The sequence below is a fragment of the Heterorhizobium halophytocola genome (genome assembly GCF_017873095.1).
GTDB lineage: Bacteria > Pseudomonadota > Alphaproteobacteria > Rhizobiales > Rhizobiaceae > Allorhizobium > Allorhizobium halophytocola.
Genome location: NZ_JAGGJU010000001.1, coordinates 402,699 through 417,319, shown reverse-complemented (window position 1 = coordinate 417,319; position 14,621 = coordinate 402,699). Strand labels below are relative to the sequence as shown.

At 63.1% G+C, this 14,621-nt stretch carries 12 protein-coding genes; 8 read left to right on the top strand and 4 right to left on the bottom strand.

Annotation, left to right across the window (positions count from 1 at the left end):
• The first annotated feature begins 264 nt into the window (after positions 1-264).
• Positions 265-1,371: a TRAP transporter substrate-binding protein gene (locus tag J2Z17_RS01965; RefSeq protein ID WP_209941728.1), complete on the top strand. Its 1,107-nt coding sequence runs from the start codon at positions 265-267 to the stop codon at positions 1,369-1,371.
• Between the two features lie 106 nt (positions 1,372-1,477).
• Here the strand turns inward: J2Z17_RS01965 and J2Z17_RS01960 are convergent, their stop codons facing one another.
• Both J2Z17_RS01960 and J2Z17_RS01955 read right to left on the bottom strand, forming a co-directional pair.
• Positions 1,478-3,394, bottom strand: coding sequence for a TRAP transporter large permease (locus tag J2Z17_RS01960; RefSeq protein ID WP_209941727.1), 1,917 nt, complete (start codon positions 3,392-3,394; stop codon positions 1,478-1,480).
• A 1-nt stretch (position 3,395) separates the two neighbouring features.
• Positions 3,396-3,953, bottom strand: a complete 558-nt coding sequence (locus tag J2Z17_RS01955; protein ID WP_209941724.1) for a TRAP transporter small permease subunit — start codon at positions 3,951-3,953, stop codon at positions 3,396-3,398.
• A gap of 374 nt (positions 3,954-4,327) precedes the next feature.
• Here J2Z17_RS01955 and J2Z17_RS01950 point away from each other — a divergent pair, with 374 nt between their 5' ends.
• Together J2Z17_RS01950 and J2Z17_RS01945 are read left to right on the top strand one after the other, a co-directional pair.
• Positions 4,328-6,631 (top strand): putative bifunctional diguanylate cyclase/phosphodiesterase, encoded by a 2,304-nt coding sequence (locus J2Z17_RS01950; RefSeq protein WP_209941722.1) that lies wholly within the window; start codon positions 4,328-4,330, stop codon positions 6,629-6,631.
• Positions 6,632-6,808: 177 nt separating this feature from the next.
• Positions 6,809-7,033: an aa3-type cytochrome c oxidase subunit IV gene (locus J2Z17_RS01945; protein WP_209941720.1), complete on the top strand. Its 225-nt coding sequence runs from the start codon at positions 6,809-6,811 to the stop codon at positions 7,031-7,033.
• An 85-nt stretch (positions 7,034-7,118) separates the two neighbouring features.
• Here the strand turns inward: J2Z17_RS01945 and J2Z17_RS01940 are convergent, their stop codons facing one another.
• Both J2Z17_RS01940 and rpsU read right to left on the bottom strand, forming a co-directional pair.
• Positions 7,119-7,976 carry a tetratricopeptide repeat protein gene (locus J2Z17_RS01940; protein ID WP_209942201.1) on the bottom strand — a complete coding sequence of 286 codons (858 nt, stop codon included), beginning with the start codon at positions 7,974-7,976 and terminating at the stop codon, positions 7,119-7,121.
• A 138-nt stretch (positions 7,977-8,114) separates the two neighbouring features.
• Positions 8,115-8,342 (bottom strand): 30S ribosomal protein S21, encoded by a 228-nt coding sequence (gene rpsU, locus J2Z17_RS01935; RefSeq protein WP_209941718.1) that lies wholly within the window; start codon positions 8,340-8,342, stop codon positions 8,115-8,117.
• A gap of 307 nt (positions 8,343-8,649) precedes the next feature.
• On the opposite strand from rpsU, the gene J2Z17_RS01930 reads away from it, so the two are divergent.
• Genes J2Z17_RS01930 through J2Z17_RS01910 form a run of 5 tightly spaced genes read left to right on the top strand, consistent with a single transcriptional unit; the run spans position 8,650 to position 14,621 of the window.
• Entirely contained in the window at positions 8,650-9,903 is a 1,254-nt protein-coding gene (locus J2Z17_RS01930; protein ID WP_209941716.1) for a sarcosine oxidase subunit beta family protein, read from the top strand.
• A gap of 16 nt (positions 9,904-9,919) precedes the next feature.
• Positions 9,920-10,759 (top strand): alpha/beta fold hydrolase, encoded by an 840-nt coding sequence (locus J2Z17_RS01925; protein ID WP_209941715.1) that lies wholly within the window; start codon positions 9,920-9,922, stop codon positions 10,757-10,759.
• Positions 10,760-10,763: 4 nt separating this feature from the next.
• Complete coding sequence (locus tag J2Z17_RS01920; RefSeq protein ID WP_209941712.1) at positions 10,764-11,084, top strand: sarcosine oxidase subunit delta; 321 nt, start codon at positions 10,764-10,766, stop codon at positions 11,082-11,084.
• Complete coding sequence (locus tag J2Z17_RS01915; protein WP_209941710.1) at positions 11,081-14,074, top strand: sarcosine oxidase subunit alpha; 2,994 nt, start codon at positions 11,081-11,083, stop codon at positions 14,072-14,074. The genes J2Z17_RS01920 and J2Z17_RS01915 overlap by 4 nt, the downstream gene beginning before the upstream one ends.
• On the top strand, positions 14,067-14,621 hold the full coding sequence (locus J2Z17_RS01910; protein WP_209941708.1) for a sarcosine oxidase subunit gamma: 555 nt from the start codon (positions 14,067-14,069) through the stop codon (positions 14,619-14,621). Before J2Z17_RS01915 ends, J2Z17_RS01910 begins: the two co-directional genes overlap by 8 nt.

Here is a 14,621-nt window from a genome sequence, read left to right as displayed (position 1 = left end):
TGGGGCTCCAGTCGGGATTTTGCCCCTTTTTGCGGCCAAGCCGCGGATCAAGTCAACGGCTATCCGCAGGGCGCTGGCCGGTCGCGTGCTGCAGCGCGATCTCGCGCCGCAGTCCTTGCCCGATATTATCCCTCAATATTATTGGTCTTTTGTCTAATGCACCACGCTCGCCCGCTTGAAAGCCTTGAGGCAACATGGTTAGCTCGCTGCATCTCGCCGACGGGAGGAGCCATCGGCAGTGTCAGATCATGAGGGAGGATATTCATGGATCGTCGTTCGTTTATCAGAAAAGCAGGGGTGGCGGGTGCGGGTGCCGCGGCATCGACCGTGCTGGCAGCACCAGCCATCGCGCAGGAAAGCCCCAAGATCACCTGGCGCCTGACCTCGTCATTCCCCAAATCGCTCGACACCATCTATGGCGGCGCTGAAGATGTCGCCGAGCATTTGAAGGCTGCAACGGACGGCAATTTCAACATCCAGGTCTTTGCCGCAGGCGAGATCGTGCCCGGCCTCCAGGCCGTCGACGCGGTTGCCGCCGGCACCGTCGAGGCCGCCCATACCTGCTCCTACTATTTCTGGGGCAAGGATCCGACCTATGCGATCGGCACGGCCATTCCCTTCGGTCTCAATGCGCGCATGCAGAATGCCTGGTTCTACCAGGGCAACGGCAATACGCTGATGAACGAGTTTTACGGCACGCAGGGCCTCTATGCGCTGCCGGCCGGCAATACCGGCGTGCAGATGGGCGGCTGGTTCCGCCGCGAGATCAACACGGTCGATGATCTCAAGGGCCTGAAGATGCGCATCGCCGGCCTCGCCGGCAAAGTCATGGAAAAGGTCGGCGTCGTGCCGCAGCAGCTGGCGGGCGGCGACATCTATCCGGCGCTGGAGAAAGGCACGATCGACGCGGCCGAATTCGTCGGTCCTTATGACGACGCCAAGCTCGGCTTCAACAAGGTCGCCAAATACTACTACTATCCCGGCTGGTGGGAAGGTGGTCCGGTGGTTCACGCCTTCTTCAACCAGGAGAAATACAAGGCGCTGCCGAAGCACTATCAGGACGCGCTGACCGATGCCTGCGCCTTTGCCAACACCAACATGATGGCGAAATACGACGCCAAGAACCCCGGTTCCCTGCGCGAACTCGTCGGCCAGGGCACGGTCCTGCGTCCGTTCAGCCAAGAAATCATGAGCGCCTGCTACGACGCGGCCATGGGCATCTATGCCGAAATGTCGTCGCAGAATGCGAGCTTCAAGAAGGTCTACGACGACCAGCTGGCGTTCAAGAAGGACGCCTATCTCTGGGCCCAGATCGGTGAATACACCTATGACACCTTCATGATGATCCAGCAGCGCGCTGGCAAGATCTGACGCACTGGACGATCATTTGACCTGAACGATGAAAGCCCCGGAGCCGATGCTCCGGGGCTTTTTCCATTCTGCTGCGGATGTCGTGGCGGCTGCCGGCCGCGGTCGCTCAGTTGAACGACGGCGGCTGCGACAGGTCGGGGGCTGCCTTCGGGGCATCCGGCGGGACTGTCGGCGTCGTTGCGGCATCCGGAGCCGACGCGGGGCCGTCGAGCTTCAGCGGCGGCAGGCCGAAGGACGGGGCAGGCTGGCCGGCCGGGGCCGCATTGCCGCCGCCGGCACCGCCGAAGTCGAGTGGCGGCAGGCCGAGCGACGGGCTAGCCGGCGCACCGGCACCATTGCCGCCGCCATTGTCCTGATTGGCGCCATCGCTGCCGAGCGGCGGCAGGGACAGGCCATTGCCGCTGCCGAAGCCCGGAACATTGATCTGCACGTCTGCCGGATCGAAGACCGGGTCGTTGGCCTTGTAGCGGGTCACCAGGCTCGGGAAGACGATGACGATGACGATCACGATCGCCTGGATGATGATATAGGGCAGTACGCCCTTGTAGATCTGCGAGGTGCGTACGCCCTCCATCATCTTTCCGGTCACCGCGTCCTTCCATGTCTCGCTCGGCGTCGTCGAGCGCAGGTAGAACAGCGAGAAGCCGAAGGGCGGGGTGAGGAACGAGGTCTGCAGGTTGATGCCGAGGATGACGCCGAACCAGATCAGATCGATGCCGAGTTTTTCCGCCACCGGCGCCAGCAGCGGTACCATGATGAAGGCGATCTCGAAGAAGTCGAGGAAGCAGCCGAGAATGAAGACGACGATGGTGACAATCGCCAGGAAGCCGTATTCCTGGCCCGGCAGGTTCGACAGCAGGTCCTCGATCCAGACATTGCCGTTGATGCCGTAGAAGGTCAGGCCGAAGACGCGCGAACCGATCAGGATCATCATGACGAAGGCGGATAGCCGCGTGGTGGAATCGAGTGCGTGCTTGACCGTCTCGAGGTTCAGCCGCCGCTTCGCCAGCGCCATCAGCAGGGCACCGGAGGCGCCCATGGCGCCGCCTTCAGTCGGCGTCGCGATGCCGAGGAAGATGGTGCCCAGCACGAGGAAGATCAGCGCCAGCGGCGGGATCAGGACGATGATCACCTGCTGGGTGAGGCGCGAGATCAGCGACCAGCCGAACGCCTTGTTGGCAATGGCGACGACATAGACGATCAGCACGGCGAAGCAGAGGGCCGCCACCAGGCGCCATTCGGGCGATGCGATACTGGCAAACAGCAGGTGGAAGCTGGCGAAATACAGCACGAGCGAGAGCACCAGCATCACCAGCAGCGAGGTGACCCCCCCGCCGAGCGTGCGGGCTTCGGCCGGCAAGGCCGGTGTCCATTGCGGGCGGACCAGCGAAATGGCGAAGATATAGGCGCAGTAGAGGGCGACGATCAGCAGGGCAGGGTAGAGCGCGCCGACATACATGTCGCCGACCGAGCGTCCCAGCTGGTCGGCCATGACGATCAGGACAAGCGAGGGCGGCACGATCTGGGCAAGCGTGCCCGAAGCCGCGATGGTGCCGGCAACCAGCGGGCGGTTATAGCCGTAGCGCAGCATGATCGGCATGGAAATCAGGCCCATGGCGATCACCGAGGCCGCGACGACGCCGGTCGTGGCGCCCAGCAGGGCGCCGACGAGGATGACCGCATAGGCGAGACCGCCGCGCACGGGACCGAACAGCTGGCCGATCGTGTCGAGCAAGTCTTCGGCCATGCGGGAGCGCTCGAGAATCAATCCCATGAAGGTGAAGAACGGGATCGCCAGCAGCGTGTCGTTGTACATCACGCCGTAGATGCGTTCCGGGTGGGACTGCAGGAGCGGCCAGAACAGCTTGATCTGCGGCGATATAGACGAGAGTTCGACGCCGACGGCGAAGTAGATGAGACCGCCGGCTGCCAGCGTGAAGGCCACGGGATAGCCGAGCAGCAGCATGGCCATCACCGAGATGAACATGATCGGGGCGAGGTTGTGGGCGATGAAGTCGATCATGTCAGACGAGTTCCTTCTCGACCGAAGCGTGCGGCTGGTTGCCTTCCGGATCCTCGATGCGGCCGGCGATGATGGCGGCGCGCTTGATGATTTCGGAAATCGCCTGGGCGGAGAGCAGGATGAAGCCGATCAGCACCATGGCCTTGGCCGGCCAGATGATCAGCCCCCCTGCATTGGTCGACATTTCGCCGCTGCGGAAGGACAGCCAGAACCAGGGCCAGGCGAGCCAGACCATCAGGAAGGCGAAGGGCACCAGGAAGATGATGTGCAGGACAAGGTCGATCCAGTCGCGGGTGCGCTTGGACCAGTGGGCGGAGACGACGTCGATGCGGATATGCTCGTTCTGGAGCAGGGCATAGGCGGCAGCCAGCATGAAGACCGTGCCGTAGAGATACCACTGCAGTTCGAGCCAGGCGTTGGAGGAGATGTCGAACATCTTGCGCACGATCGCATTGCCGGCGCTGACCAGAACGGCCGCCAGCAGAAGCCAGGATACCGATCTGCCGATCGTGCCGTTGATCGTGTCGATCACCCGGCTCACCATTAACAACAGTCGCATGAGCGCTCTCCCTTTTCCCGTCGCTCAATAGAACATGGATGTGCCCCGCGCAACCGCCAGACATACGGGTTTTAAGGGGTTTTGGAGGATGCACTGCAGCGATTAGTCACCTGAGCAGATTTTCGCGCGCAGCTGTCGCTCGTGATGGCAAAGCAAGTGCTTGCGTGCGGTCGCGCGCAGTGCAACCTGGAGATTAGGCTCCGGTTAACGATCCCGCCAGCTTTCCTTTGCTTGCCCAGTTGATCTGGTGCAGGGATATTCCACTTTTGCTTGCAGATGTTCTTTTAAACCGCGCTATATTTCAGTCTGGACTAACTTCGCCTGTGCATGTGTTTCGTTCGCTTCTCCGTTTTCCAGGCCCAGGGAGGCTACCAATGAAGGTCTGGAGCGATCACGCATTGCCGCCGGAGGTTCGCCAGTCGCTTGTGGGTTCGCTGTTTGCGAACCGGGCGACGCTGCTGACCGGCGTTCTGGTGCATGTCTTTGTGTACCTGGTCGTCTTTCACAAGACCGCCGATCCCTTCTTCATCGCGCTCTGCTTCGCCATCCTGGCGATCTTCCTCTACCGGGCGCAGGTGTTTCTGCGCTTCGGTCGAGCCGACAAACCCGCCTCGACTGCTGCCGATGCATGGCGCTGGGAGCGTCGCTATCTCGTCGGGGCCACGTTGACCGCGGCGACGCTCGGCATCGGCTGCGGCTATGCGGTCTATGGTTATGCCGACAGTTTCGTCGAGCTGGCCTGCATCTCCGTCACGCTCGCATCTATGGTCTCGATCGTCGGGCGCAATTACGGCTCTGAGCGCGCCGTCGACCTGCAATGCCTCGCCTGCTGTCTGCCCATCATCGTCGGCGCCCTGGGCAGCGGTGACCTCTATATGATCCTTCTGTCCCTGCTGCTTCTGCCCTTCATTCTGACCACGCGGTTGATGGCCGCGGCGGCGCGGGACTTCCTGGCGGAAAACGTCATCGCTTCGCGCCAGATGAAGAAGATGGTCGACAGCTTCGACACGGCCCTGAACAACATGACCCATGGGCTGATCATGCTGGACCCGGACAGCCGGATCCAGGTGATCAACCGCAAGGCCTGCCATCTGCTGCGCCTTGGCGACCGCAACCGGCTGCAAGGCTGCGCGCTGGAAGTCGCGCTCGAATTCGGTGCGCGCGACGCCGCCGGCCCCGAGCCGCTGTCGCACGTGCTGCTGGATCAGATTCGCAGCCTCGGCGGTGGTGCGCAGGATCGGGTGCAGATGCACATTTCCGACGAGCTGATTCTCGAGTTTTCGGCAAACCGGCGCCCGGAAGGCGGCGTCGTGCTGATCTTCGAGGATGTCACCGCACGCATTACGGCCGAGCGCCGGGTGCTCGACATGGTGCGCTATGACAGTCTGACGGGTCTGCCGCTGCGGGACCATTTCATCGAGCTTGTCGGCGATCGGATGGGAGATCCGGACGGAGAGGCTGCGGCCGGACTGATGCTCCTCGATGTCGATGGCTTCCGCCATGTCAACGATCTGAAGGGACATCTGACCGGCGACGAGCTGCTGATTGCGATTGCCCGGCGATTGAAGTCGGTGCTGCCGTCCGCACCCGTCGCGCGGCTGGTCGGCGACCAGTTCGTCGTCTTCCTGCTCGATCCCGGTGGAGCGGACGGCCTGACCGCGAGGATGGAAGACCTGCGCGTGGCGCTTGGCCAGGACTACGATCTGCCGGGCAGCATGGTGCGGGTCAAATTCAGCGCGGGCGGCCTTGTCGGGGCGGAAGACGATGACCGTCTGCTCCAGCAGGAATGGCGGCGTCGGCTGGATCTGGCGCTGTTTGAATCCAAGGCGCGGGGCGGCAACAGCCTGACCATGTTCACCTGCGACATCGATGCCCGCTATGTCGAGCGCCAGCGACTGGAGGATGATCTGCGTCAGGCCGTGGCTGAGGGTGCCCTGACGATCGTCTACCAGCCTGTCTATACCGCCGACGGCACGCGGATCGATCGTTGCGAGGCGCTGGCGCGCTGGCATCACCCGGTCAAGGGCCATATTGCGCCCAATATCTTCATTCCGATTGCCGAGGAGATCGGCATCATCAGCGACGTCACCCGCGTCGTGATGGAGCAGGCCTGCCGCGATTGCATGACATGGCCGGAGCCGGTGTCGGTCTCGGTCAACCTGTCCAGCCAGGACCTGCGCGACGAGCGGATCGTCGAGGTCATCCGCAACGCGCTTGCATCGAGCGGGCTTTCGGCCTCCAGGCTGCACGTCGAGATCACCGAAACCAGCCTGATGGAGGAGATCGCGACGGCCCGTGCCGTGCTCGACCGGCTTCAGGAAGATGGCCTCACCATTGCCATCGACGATTTCGGCACCGGCTTTTCCAGCCTCAGCTACCTCGACAGGCTGCCGGCACAAGTCGTCAAGATCGACCGCTCCTTCGTGCTCGACATCGCCAACCAGCCGCGCCGGCTGCAATTGCTGCAGGGGATCGTCCAGCTGACGCGCCGGCTCGGCCTTGAAATCGTCGTCGAGGGCATAGAGACTGAGGATCAGCTGGCTCTGGTCAACAAGCACAAATGCGCCGATTTCGTGCAGGGTTTCGTCTATTCGACGCCGATACAGGGCGACAGGATCGCGGATCTGGTGGAACAGGCGCGCCGCAAGTACGGCGTGCGCGGCATCCATGTCGCCTGAGCGATCGGTCATTCTCTCTGACGGCTTCGGTCTCGTCCGGCGCTGGTGATAGCGAGGACAATTGCGCTACGGCGTCGATTTGTGTATCTGGGAAGGCAAGGGACGCTTGGGAATACCGGCGTCTTCAGGAGGTTGGCCAGGGCGAGATCAGTCGTCCGCGTCTAGGGGAGAGCAGGCATGAGCGAACATCACACGGGTCCGGTCGAAACCGGTGCGCAAATGGACTATGCGGAGCATGAGCGCACCTATAACCAGTTCATCGCCGCTGCCAAATACGGCACGGCCATTCTGGTCGCTCTGATGATCGGCATGGCTGCGGGCTTTTTCACGGCCGGTGGAGCGATCGGTGGCGTCGCCGCCTTCATCGTGTTCTCGGTGATCGGCGTTTTCATGCTGCGCTGAGCCCAACCGCTTCACCATAGGCTCCATACAGTTCGGCCCGCTTGCGCGGGCCGTTTGTCTTTCAGCGACAGGCTTTGCCGCGAGCTCAGCTGCCGAGGCGGGCCAGACCCTGCTGCGCCGGGCCGTATTTCGGGTCGAGGCCGAGGGCGTGGCGATAGGACTTCGATGCCTTGGCCTTGTCGCCCCGGCGCTCATAGATCAGCGCCTGGTTGGCCCAGGATTCGGCAATCTTCGGATCGAGTTCGATCGCGTGGTTGAAATCGGCGAAGGCGTTGTCGTCCTGGTTCAGCGCGACATACGAGACGCCGCGGCCGTTATAGGGCGCCGGCGAGCTGGGTGCGAGCGAGATCGCCTTGGAGAAGTCCTCGATCGCCTTGGCGTGCTGGCCACGCAGCTGATAGATCAGCCCGCGATTGTGATAGGCGCGCCCGTCCGTCGTGTTGAGCTGGATCGCGCGGTCGAAATCGCGGAAGGCCTCGTCGGTCCGTCCGGCCTGGCGGTAGAGATTACCGCGGCCGATATAGGCGGCGTCATAGTTCGGATTGATCTTCAGCGCCGCATTGTAGTCGTTGGCCGCTTCGACCTGCTTGCCCATGTTGCGGTAGACCAGCGCGCGGTTGGCATAGGCCTGGTAGAAGCGCGGGTTCAGCTGCAAGGCGGTATTGAAGTCGTCGACCGCTCTGGAAAACTCGCCTGCACGGCCATAGGCCGAGCCGCGGACGTTATAGCCTTCAGGGTCGCTCGGATTGGCCTCGATCACGCCGGTCAGCGAGGAGATGTTCTCCTTGGAGCCCTGGGCGGTGTCGATGCGGATGAGGTCGTTGCTCTGGGTCGACTGGCACCCGGCAAGGGCGACGGTGGCGGCCAGTGCCGCTGCCAGCAAGGGGAGGGGGTATCTGCGCGTGGTGTCTGCGCGGCGGGCTTCGGTCAACGAGGTCAGCATATTCAAACCCATGGAATGCGCGCTCTCCGTCCTGTGACTGGGGGCCAAGTGGCATATCTCTCTTGAGGCATTGAAAAAGGGCGGTGCGAACAGTCGCATCCGCCCTTTGATCATCGGAAAACGTCTAAAAGACGGCAATTAACGTGCGCGGGCAACCGTGCCGACGCCACTTTCGCGCTGGGCGCGCTTGCGAGCCAGCTTGCGGACCCGACGAACGGCCTCAGCCTTTTCGCGTGCACGCTTTTCAGAAGGCTTCTCATAATAGTCGCGCATCTTCATTTCGCGGAAGATGCCTTCGCGCTGCATCTTCTTCTTGAGAGCGCGGAGCGCCTGATCAACGTTGTTGTCGCGGACAAGTACCTGCACGTCTTAATCCCGTTCCTTTGGTTTGTTCGAGTTGGTATCCGCAGACTTGATCGGTTCAGCGGAAAGCAGAGATTCCACTCGCAAGGCCATGAGGCCAGGCGATTTGGCACGCGGGATAGCAGAACATCCCGGCAAAGTCCATATGCGCCAGTGCGTGTGGCGGGAAAAAATGCATGGCTGCGGCATAAATCCGGGGCGTGTCGAAACACGGCGCAAAATGCGTCGCAAAAGAGACTTCGCCGCAGTGCTTGATTTGCGACTGCTTAAACCATACCCAAGTGCCGGAACATGAGGAGTTGTCAGGCTAATGCGCAAATATTCGGTTTTTGCCGTCGCGCGCGAGGCACTGCGAGCCCACAAAGGTTGGGGCGCGCAGTGGGCATCGCCCGAGCCACGGTCGTCCTATGACGTCATCATCATCGGGGGTGGCGGGCACGGCCTGGGGGCCGCCTATTATCTCGCCAAGGAACACGGCATCACCAATGTCGCGGTGATCGAGAAGGGCTGGATCGGCGGCGGCAATACCGGCCGCAACACCACGATCATCCGCTCCAACTATCTCTATGAAGAGAGCATGGACATCTACGAGCATTCGCTGAAGCTCTGGGAGGGCCTCAGCCAGGATCTCAACTATAATGTCATGTACTCGCCGCGCGGCGTGATGATGTTGTCGCACAATATCCACGACAAGCAGTCGATGAAGCGGCACATCAATGCCAACAATCTCTATGGCATCGACAATGAATGGCTGACGCCCGAGCAGGCGAAGGACTTCTGCCGGCCGCTGGATATCTCGGCGTCCGCCCGCTATCCGGTCAACGGGGCTGCGCTGCAGCGCCGCGGCGGCACGGCCCGCCACGACGCGGTCGCCTGGGGCTATGCCCGCGCGGCCTCCGATCGCGGCGTGCACATCATCCAGAACTGCGAGGTCAAGGCGATCCGCCGCGGACCGAACGGCGAGGTGACGGGCGTCGACACGACCAAGGGCTATATCGGTGCGCGCAAAGTCGGGGTCTCGGCCTCGGGCCACAATTCGGTGATCATGGAGATGGCCGGCGTCAAGCTGCCGCTGCATTCCAATCCGCTACAGGCGCTGGTGTCGGAGCCGATGAAGCCAATCTTCCCCTGTGTCGTCATGTCGAACACCGTGCATGCCTATATCTCGCAGTCCGACAAGGGCGAACTGGTGATCGGTGCCGGCACCGACCAGTACACCTCCTATTCGCAGACCGGCGGCATCCAGATCATTACCCACACGCTGGATGCGATCTGCGAGCTGTTCCCGATGTTCCGCCGCGTCAAGATGATGCGCCAGTGGGGCGGGATCACCGACAACACGCCGGACCGCTCGGCGATCCAGAGCGTGACGCCTGTGCAGAACCTGTTCGTCAATGCCGGCTGGGGTACGGGCGGGTTCAAGGCGACGCCGGGTTCGGCCAATCTCTTTGCCCACCTGATCGCCCGCGGCGAGCCGCACAAGCTGGCCCAGGGTCTGACGCTGGAACGCTTCAACACCGGTCGGCTGATCGACGAGGCGGCGGCTGCCGCCGTCGCGCACTGAGGATACGGGCTGACCGATGAGCTGGAATGTGGACAACAGGGCGCAAACTGCCGCGGGCAGTGTAGCCTGGGGCTCGGCCGGTGACGGCCAGCCGCTGGTGCTGGCGCATGGCTGGCCCTGGTCGTCCTTTTCCTGGCACCGGGTAATCCCGGCACTCAGCCCGTTTTACAAAGTCCACTGGTTCGACATGCCGGGCTACGGCCGGTCCGACAAGACCGCCGGCCAGCCGACCTCGCTCGATGTGCAGGGTGCGGTGTTTGCCGAAATGCTGTCGGTCTGGGGATTGGCCTCGCCGCTGGTATGTGCCCACGACTTCGGAGGGGCGGTGACGCTTCGCGCACATCTGCTGCATGGCTGCGACTTCGACAGCCTGCTGCTGATGAATGTGGTGGCGCTGAGTCCCTGGGGATCGGCTTTTTTCGACCATGTCGGTCGCCATCGGGATGCCTTCACCGGGCTGCCGCCGCACATCCATGCGGCGGTCGTCGAAGCCTATATCAAGGGCGCGCTGGTGAATGATCTCGACAGTGACGATCTTGCGGCCCTGGTGGCCCCGTGGCTGGGCGCGGAGGGGCAGGCAAGCTTCTACAGCCAGTTCGCCCAGGCCGACGATCGCTACACCGACGAGATCGCCGACCGCTTTGGCGATATCCGCTGCCCCGTGACGGTGATCTGGGGCGAGGACGATCCCTGGATCCCGGTCGATCGCGGCCGGACGCTCGCTACCAGACTGCCGGGTTCCGGCTTTTCTACACTCTCCGGTGTCGGCCACATGCCGCAACTCGAGGCACCGGACACACTGCTTCACCTTCTGGCGTCGCTGCCGGACGACTTTCCCAAAGTGGAGGGACACTAAGCTCATGTTCCAGATCAGATGCCCCTATTGCGAGGAAGACCGCTCGGAGCTCGAATTCCGCGGCTCCGGTGAGGCCCATATCGCGCGGCCGACGAATATCGCCGAGATTTCCGACGCGGAATTCGCCGACTTCTTCTTCCTGCGGGAAAATCCGAAGGGCCTGATCTTCGAGCGCTGGCGGCATATCCATGGCTGTGGCCGCTTCTTCAACGCGGCGCGTGACACGGTCAGCGACAAGATCCATTTCACCTACAAGGCCGGAGAGCCGATGCCCGATGCGGAACTGCTCGCAGCATCTGGTATCGAGACGGGAGCGAAGAGATGAGTGCTGCCAATCGCATCCCCGGCAAGGGCCGCCTGACGCCCGCCCGCACCGCGCGCTTCACCTTCGACGGCCAGACCTACAGCGCCTATGAAGGCGACACGGTGGCCTCGGCGCTGATCGCCAACGGCATTCACCTGACCGGCCGCTCGTTCAAGTATCACCGTCCACGCGGTATCCTGACCGCCGGCCCGGAAGAGCCGAACGCGCTGCTCGACGTGTCGCGTGACAGTGCCCGTCGCCAGCCGAACGTCAGGGCGACCGTGCAGGAAGTCTTCGACGGCATGAAGACCGGCTCGCAGAACCGCTGGCCGTCGCTCTCCTTCGACATCGGCGCGCTCAACGATACCTTCTCGATGTTCTTTGCCGCCGGCTTCTACTACAAGACCTTCATGTGGCCGCGGGCCGCCTGGCATGGCCTCTACGAACCCTTCATCCGTCGCGCCGCCGGCCTCGGCGTGGCGCCGACCGAAGCCGATCCGGACCACTATGCCAACCGCTATGCGCATTGCGACGTGATGGTGGTGGGCGGCGGAGCGGCCGGTCTTGCTGCTGCCCTTGCCGCCGCGGAAGCCGGCGCCGAGGTCATGCTGGTCGACGAGCAGCCGGAAGTCGGCGGTGCCTTCCACCACGACACCGGTGCAACCGTCAACGGCGCGAACGGCTATGACTGGGCGCAGGAAACGGCAGCACGGCTTGCCGCCATGCCCAATGTCACGGTGCTGACCCGCACCACGGCCTTTGGCTACTACAACCACAATTTCCTCGGCCTCGTCGAACGCGTAACCGACCATGTCGCCAAGCCCGGCCGTCATGCACCGCGCGAGCGGTTGTGGCAGGTCCGTGCCAAGACGGTGGTACTTGCCACCGGCGCGATCGAGCGGCACATGGTGTTCGCCAACAATGACCGCCCGGGCATCTTGATGGCCTCGGCCGGCCGCACCTATCTCAACCATTTCGGCGTGGCCGTCGGCGCCAAGGTTGCCGTCTACACCGCCCACGACGCTGCCTATGAGGCCGCCTTCGACCTGAAGCGGGCCGGGATCTCCGTGCCGGTGATCGTCGATTGCCGTCCGCAGCCGGGTGCAGGGCTGCTCAACGAGGCCCGCGCCCTCGGCATCGAGGTGCTGTCCGGCTACTCGGTGCTCGATACCAAGGGCCGCCTGCGGATCAAGGCAATCAAGGTTGCGCCGAACGGCAGCCGCTCGCCGCGCACGATCGAGGTCGATGCTCTGCTGACATCGGCCGGCTGGACGCCCTCCGTCCACCTGTTTTCGCAGTCGCGCGGCAAGCTGAAATTCGATGCGAAAAACCAGCGCTTCCTGCCCGACGTCTACGTGCAGGAATGCGTAAGCGTCGGCGCCTGCAACGGCACCGACGACCTGCAGACCCTTCTCGGCGAAGCCCGTGACGCCGGGCTCGCCATGGCGCAGAAGGCGGGGGCCACAGGCGGGGCTGTCACCACGCTCGAAGGTACCAATGCGCATCCCTGGACCGGCGGCATGATCGGTGCTGCAGACGGTGCCGGGCCCGACGATGCGGTCAAGGCCTTCATCGACTTCCAGCACGACGTCTGCGCCAAGGATATCCGGCTGGCGGTGCGCGAAGGCATGCACTCGATCGAGCACATCAAGCGTTTTACCACCAACGGCATGGCCTCCGACCAGGGCAAGCTATCGAACATGCATGGTCTGGCGATCGCCGCCGAGACACTCGGCAAGGAGATCCCGCAGGTCGGCCTGACCACCTTCCGTTCGCCCTATACGCCGGTGACTTTCGGTGCGCTGGTCAGCCATTCGCGCGGCGACTTCTTCGATCCGGCCCGCAAGACGCCCATGCACGACCTGGAAGTCGCCCATGTTGCCGCCTTCGAAGATGTCGGCAACTGGAAGCGCGCCTGGTATTTCCCGAAATCGGGCGAGGACATGCATCAGGCGGTCAACCGCGAATGCCGGACGGTGCGTGAAACGGCCGGGATCTTCGACGCCTCGACGCTCGGCAAGATCGAGGTCGTCGGCCCGGATGCGGCGAAGTTCCTGAACCTGATGTACACCAATGCCTGGGACACGCTGAAGCCCGGCAGATGCCGCTATGGCATCATGGCCCGTGACGACGGCTTCGTCTACGACGACGGTGTTGTCGGACGCATTGCCGAGGACCGGTTCCATGTGACGACCACGACCGGCGGTGCGCCGCGCGTGCTCAATCACATGGAAGACTATCTGCAGACCGAGTTTCCCGATCTCAAGGTCTGGCTGACCTCGACCACCGAACAGTGGGCGGTGATCGCGGTGCAGGGACCGAAGGCGCGCGAGATCATCGAACCCTTCGTCGGGGGTATCGATATTTCCAACGAGGCCTTCCCGCATATGAGCGTTGCTGAAGGCACGTTCTGCGGCGTGCCGACACGCCTGTTCCGGGTGTCGTTCACCGGGGAAGTCGGGTTCGAGATCAATGTGCCGGCTGATTTCGGCGCTTCGGTCTATGAGGCCGTGTGGAAGCGGGCCGAGGCGCTGGGCGCCTGCCTCTACGGCACCGAGACGATGCACGTGCTGCGCGCCGAGAAGGGCTACCTGATTGTCGGCCAGGACACCGACGGCACGCTGACACCCGACGATGCGGGCTATGGCTGGGCCGTTTCAAAGAAGAAGACCGATTTCGTCGGTATTCGCGGGCTGAAGCGGCCGGATCTAGTGCGCGAGGGCCGCAAGCAGCTCGTCGGCCTGAAGACCCGGGATGGCAAGACCGTACTGGAAGAGGGGGGGCAGATCGTCGCCGACCCGAACCAGCCGAAACCGATGACCATGCTCGGGCATGTTACTTCGTCCTACTGGTCGGAAAATCTGGGGGCGCCGATCGCGCTTGCCGTGGTTGCCGGTGGCCGGGCTCGGATGGGCCAGACACTCTACGTGCCGCTGAAGGACAAGACCATCGCGGTCGAGGTCACCGATACGGTGTTCTTTGACAAGGAAGGGAGCCGGATCAATGGTTGATCTGATGCAAGCAATCCGCAAGCCTGTGCTTCAGGGCCTTCGTGGCGGTGGTTCCGGCGTTCGCCTGACCGCAGCCGAGCCTGCCGGGCGTTTGGTGCTGCGCGCCGCCGAAGTGGATGTTGCGGCCCTGTCGAAATCGCTCGGCGTCAAGCTGCCGGTGAAACCGAAGACCTCGGCTGCGGCAAAGGGCCGGCTCGCCTTCTGGATCGGGCCGGACGAATGGCTCGTCATCGACGAAAAGGGCGAGGGGTTGATGGCGGCGGCCGCTGCCAGCGAAACCGTCCATTCGGCGGTCGATGTCTCGCATCGCAATACGGCGATCATCGTCTCAGGCCCGCAGGCAGCCGAGGTGCTCAACAGCGCCTGCCCGCAGGACCTCTCGCTGAAGGTGTTTCCCGTCGGTGCCGTGTCCCGCACGGTCCTCGGCAAGATCGAGGTGATCGTCTATCGCATGGACCAGGACACGTTCCGGGTCGAATGCTGGCGCTCGTTTGCCGGCTATGCCTTCGGCCTTCTGGCCGAGGCGGCGGAAGAAGCCGCGGCCTGA

Coding starts and splice junctions, on each gene's coding strand:
- J2Z17_RS01965 (WP_209941728.1), top strand. CDS start 265: ATGGATCGTCGTTCGTTTATCAGAAAAGCAGGGGTGGCGGGTGCGGGT.
- J2Z17_RS01960 (WP_209941727.1), bottom strand. CDS start 3,394: ATGATCGACTTCATCGCCCACAACCTCGCCCCGATCATGTTCATCTCG.
- J2Z17_RS01955 (WP_209941724.1), bottom strand. CDS start 3,953: ATGCGACTGTTGTTAATGGTGAGCCGGGTGATCGACACGATCAACGGC.
- J2Z17_RS01950 (WP_209941722.1), top strand. CDS start 4,328: ATGAAGGTCTGGAGCGATCACGCATTGCCGCCGGAGGTTCGCCAGTCG.
- J2Z17_RS01945 (WP_209941720.1), top strand. CDS start 6,809: ATGAGCGAACATCACACGGGTCCGGTCGAAACCGGTGCGCAAATGGAC.
- J2Z17_RS01940 (WP_209942201.1), bottom strand. CDS start 7,976: ATGCTGACCTCGTTGACCGAAGCCCGCCGCGCAGACACCACGCGCAGA.
- J2Z17_RS01930 (WP_209941716.1), top strand. CDS start 8,650: ATGCGCAAATATTCGGTTTTTGCCGTCGCGCGCGAGGCACTGCGAGCC.
- J2Z17_RS01925 (WP_209941715.1), top strand. CDS start 9,920: ATGAGCTGGAATGTGGACAACAGGGCGCAAACTGCCGCGGGCAGTGTA.
- J2Z17_RS01920 (WP_209941712.1), top strand. CDS start 10,764: ATGTTCCAGATCAGATGCCCCTATTGCGAGGAAGACCGCTCGGAGCTC.
- J2Z17_RS01915 (WP_209941710.1), top strand. CDS start 11,081: ATGAGTGCTGCCAATCGCATCCCCGGCAAGGGCCGCCTGACGCCCGCC.
- J2Z17_RS01910 (WP_209941708.1), top strand. CDS start 14,067: ATGGTTGATCTGATGCAAGCAATCCGCAAGCCTGTGCTTCAGGGCCTT.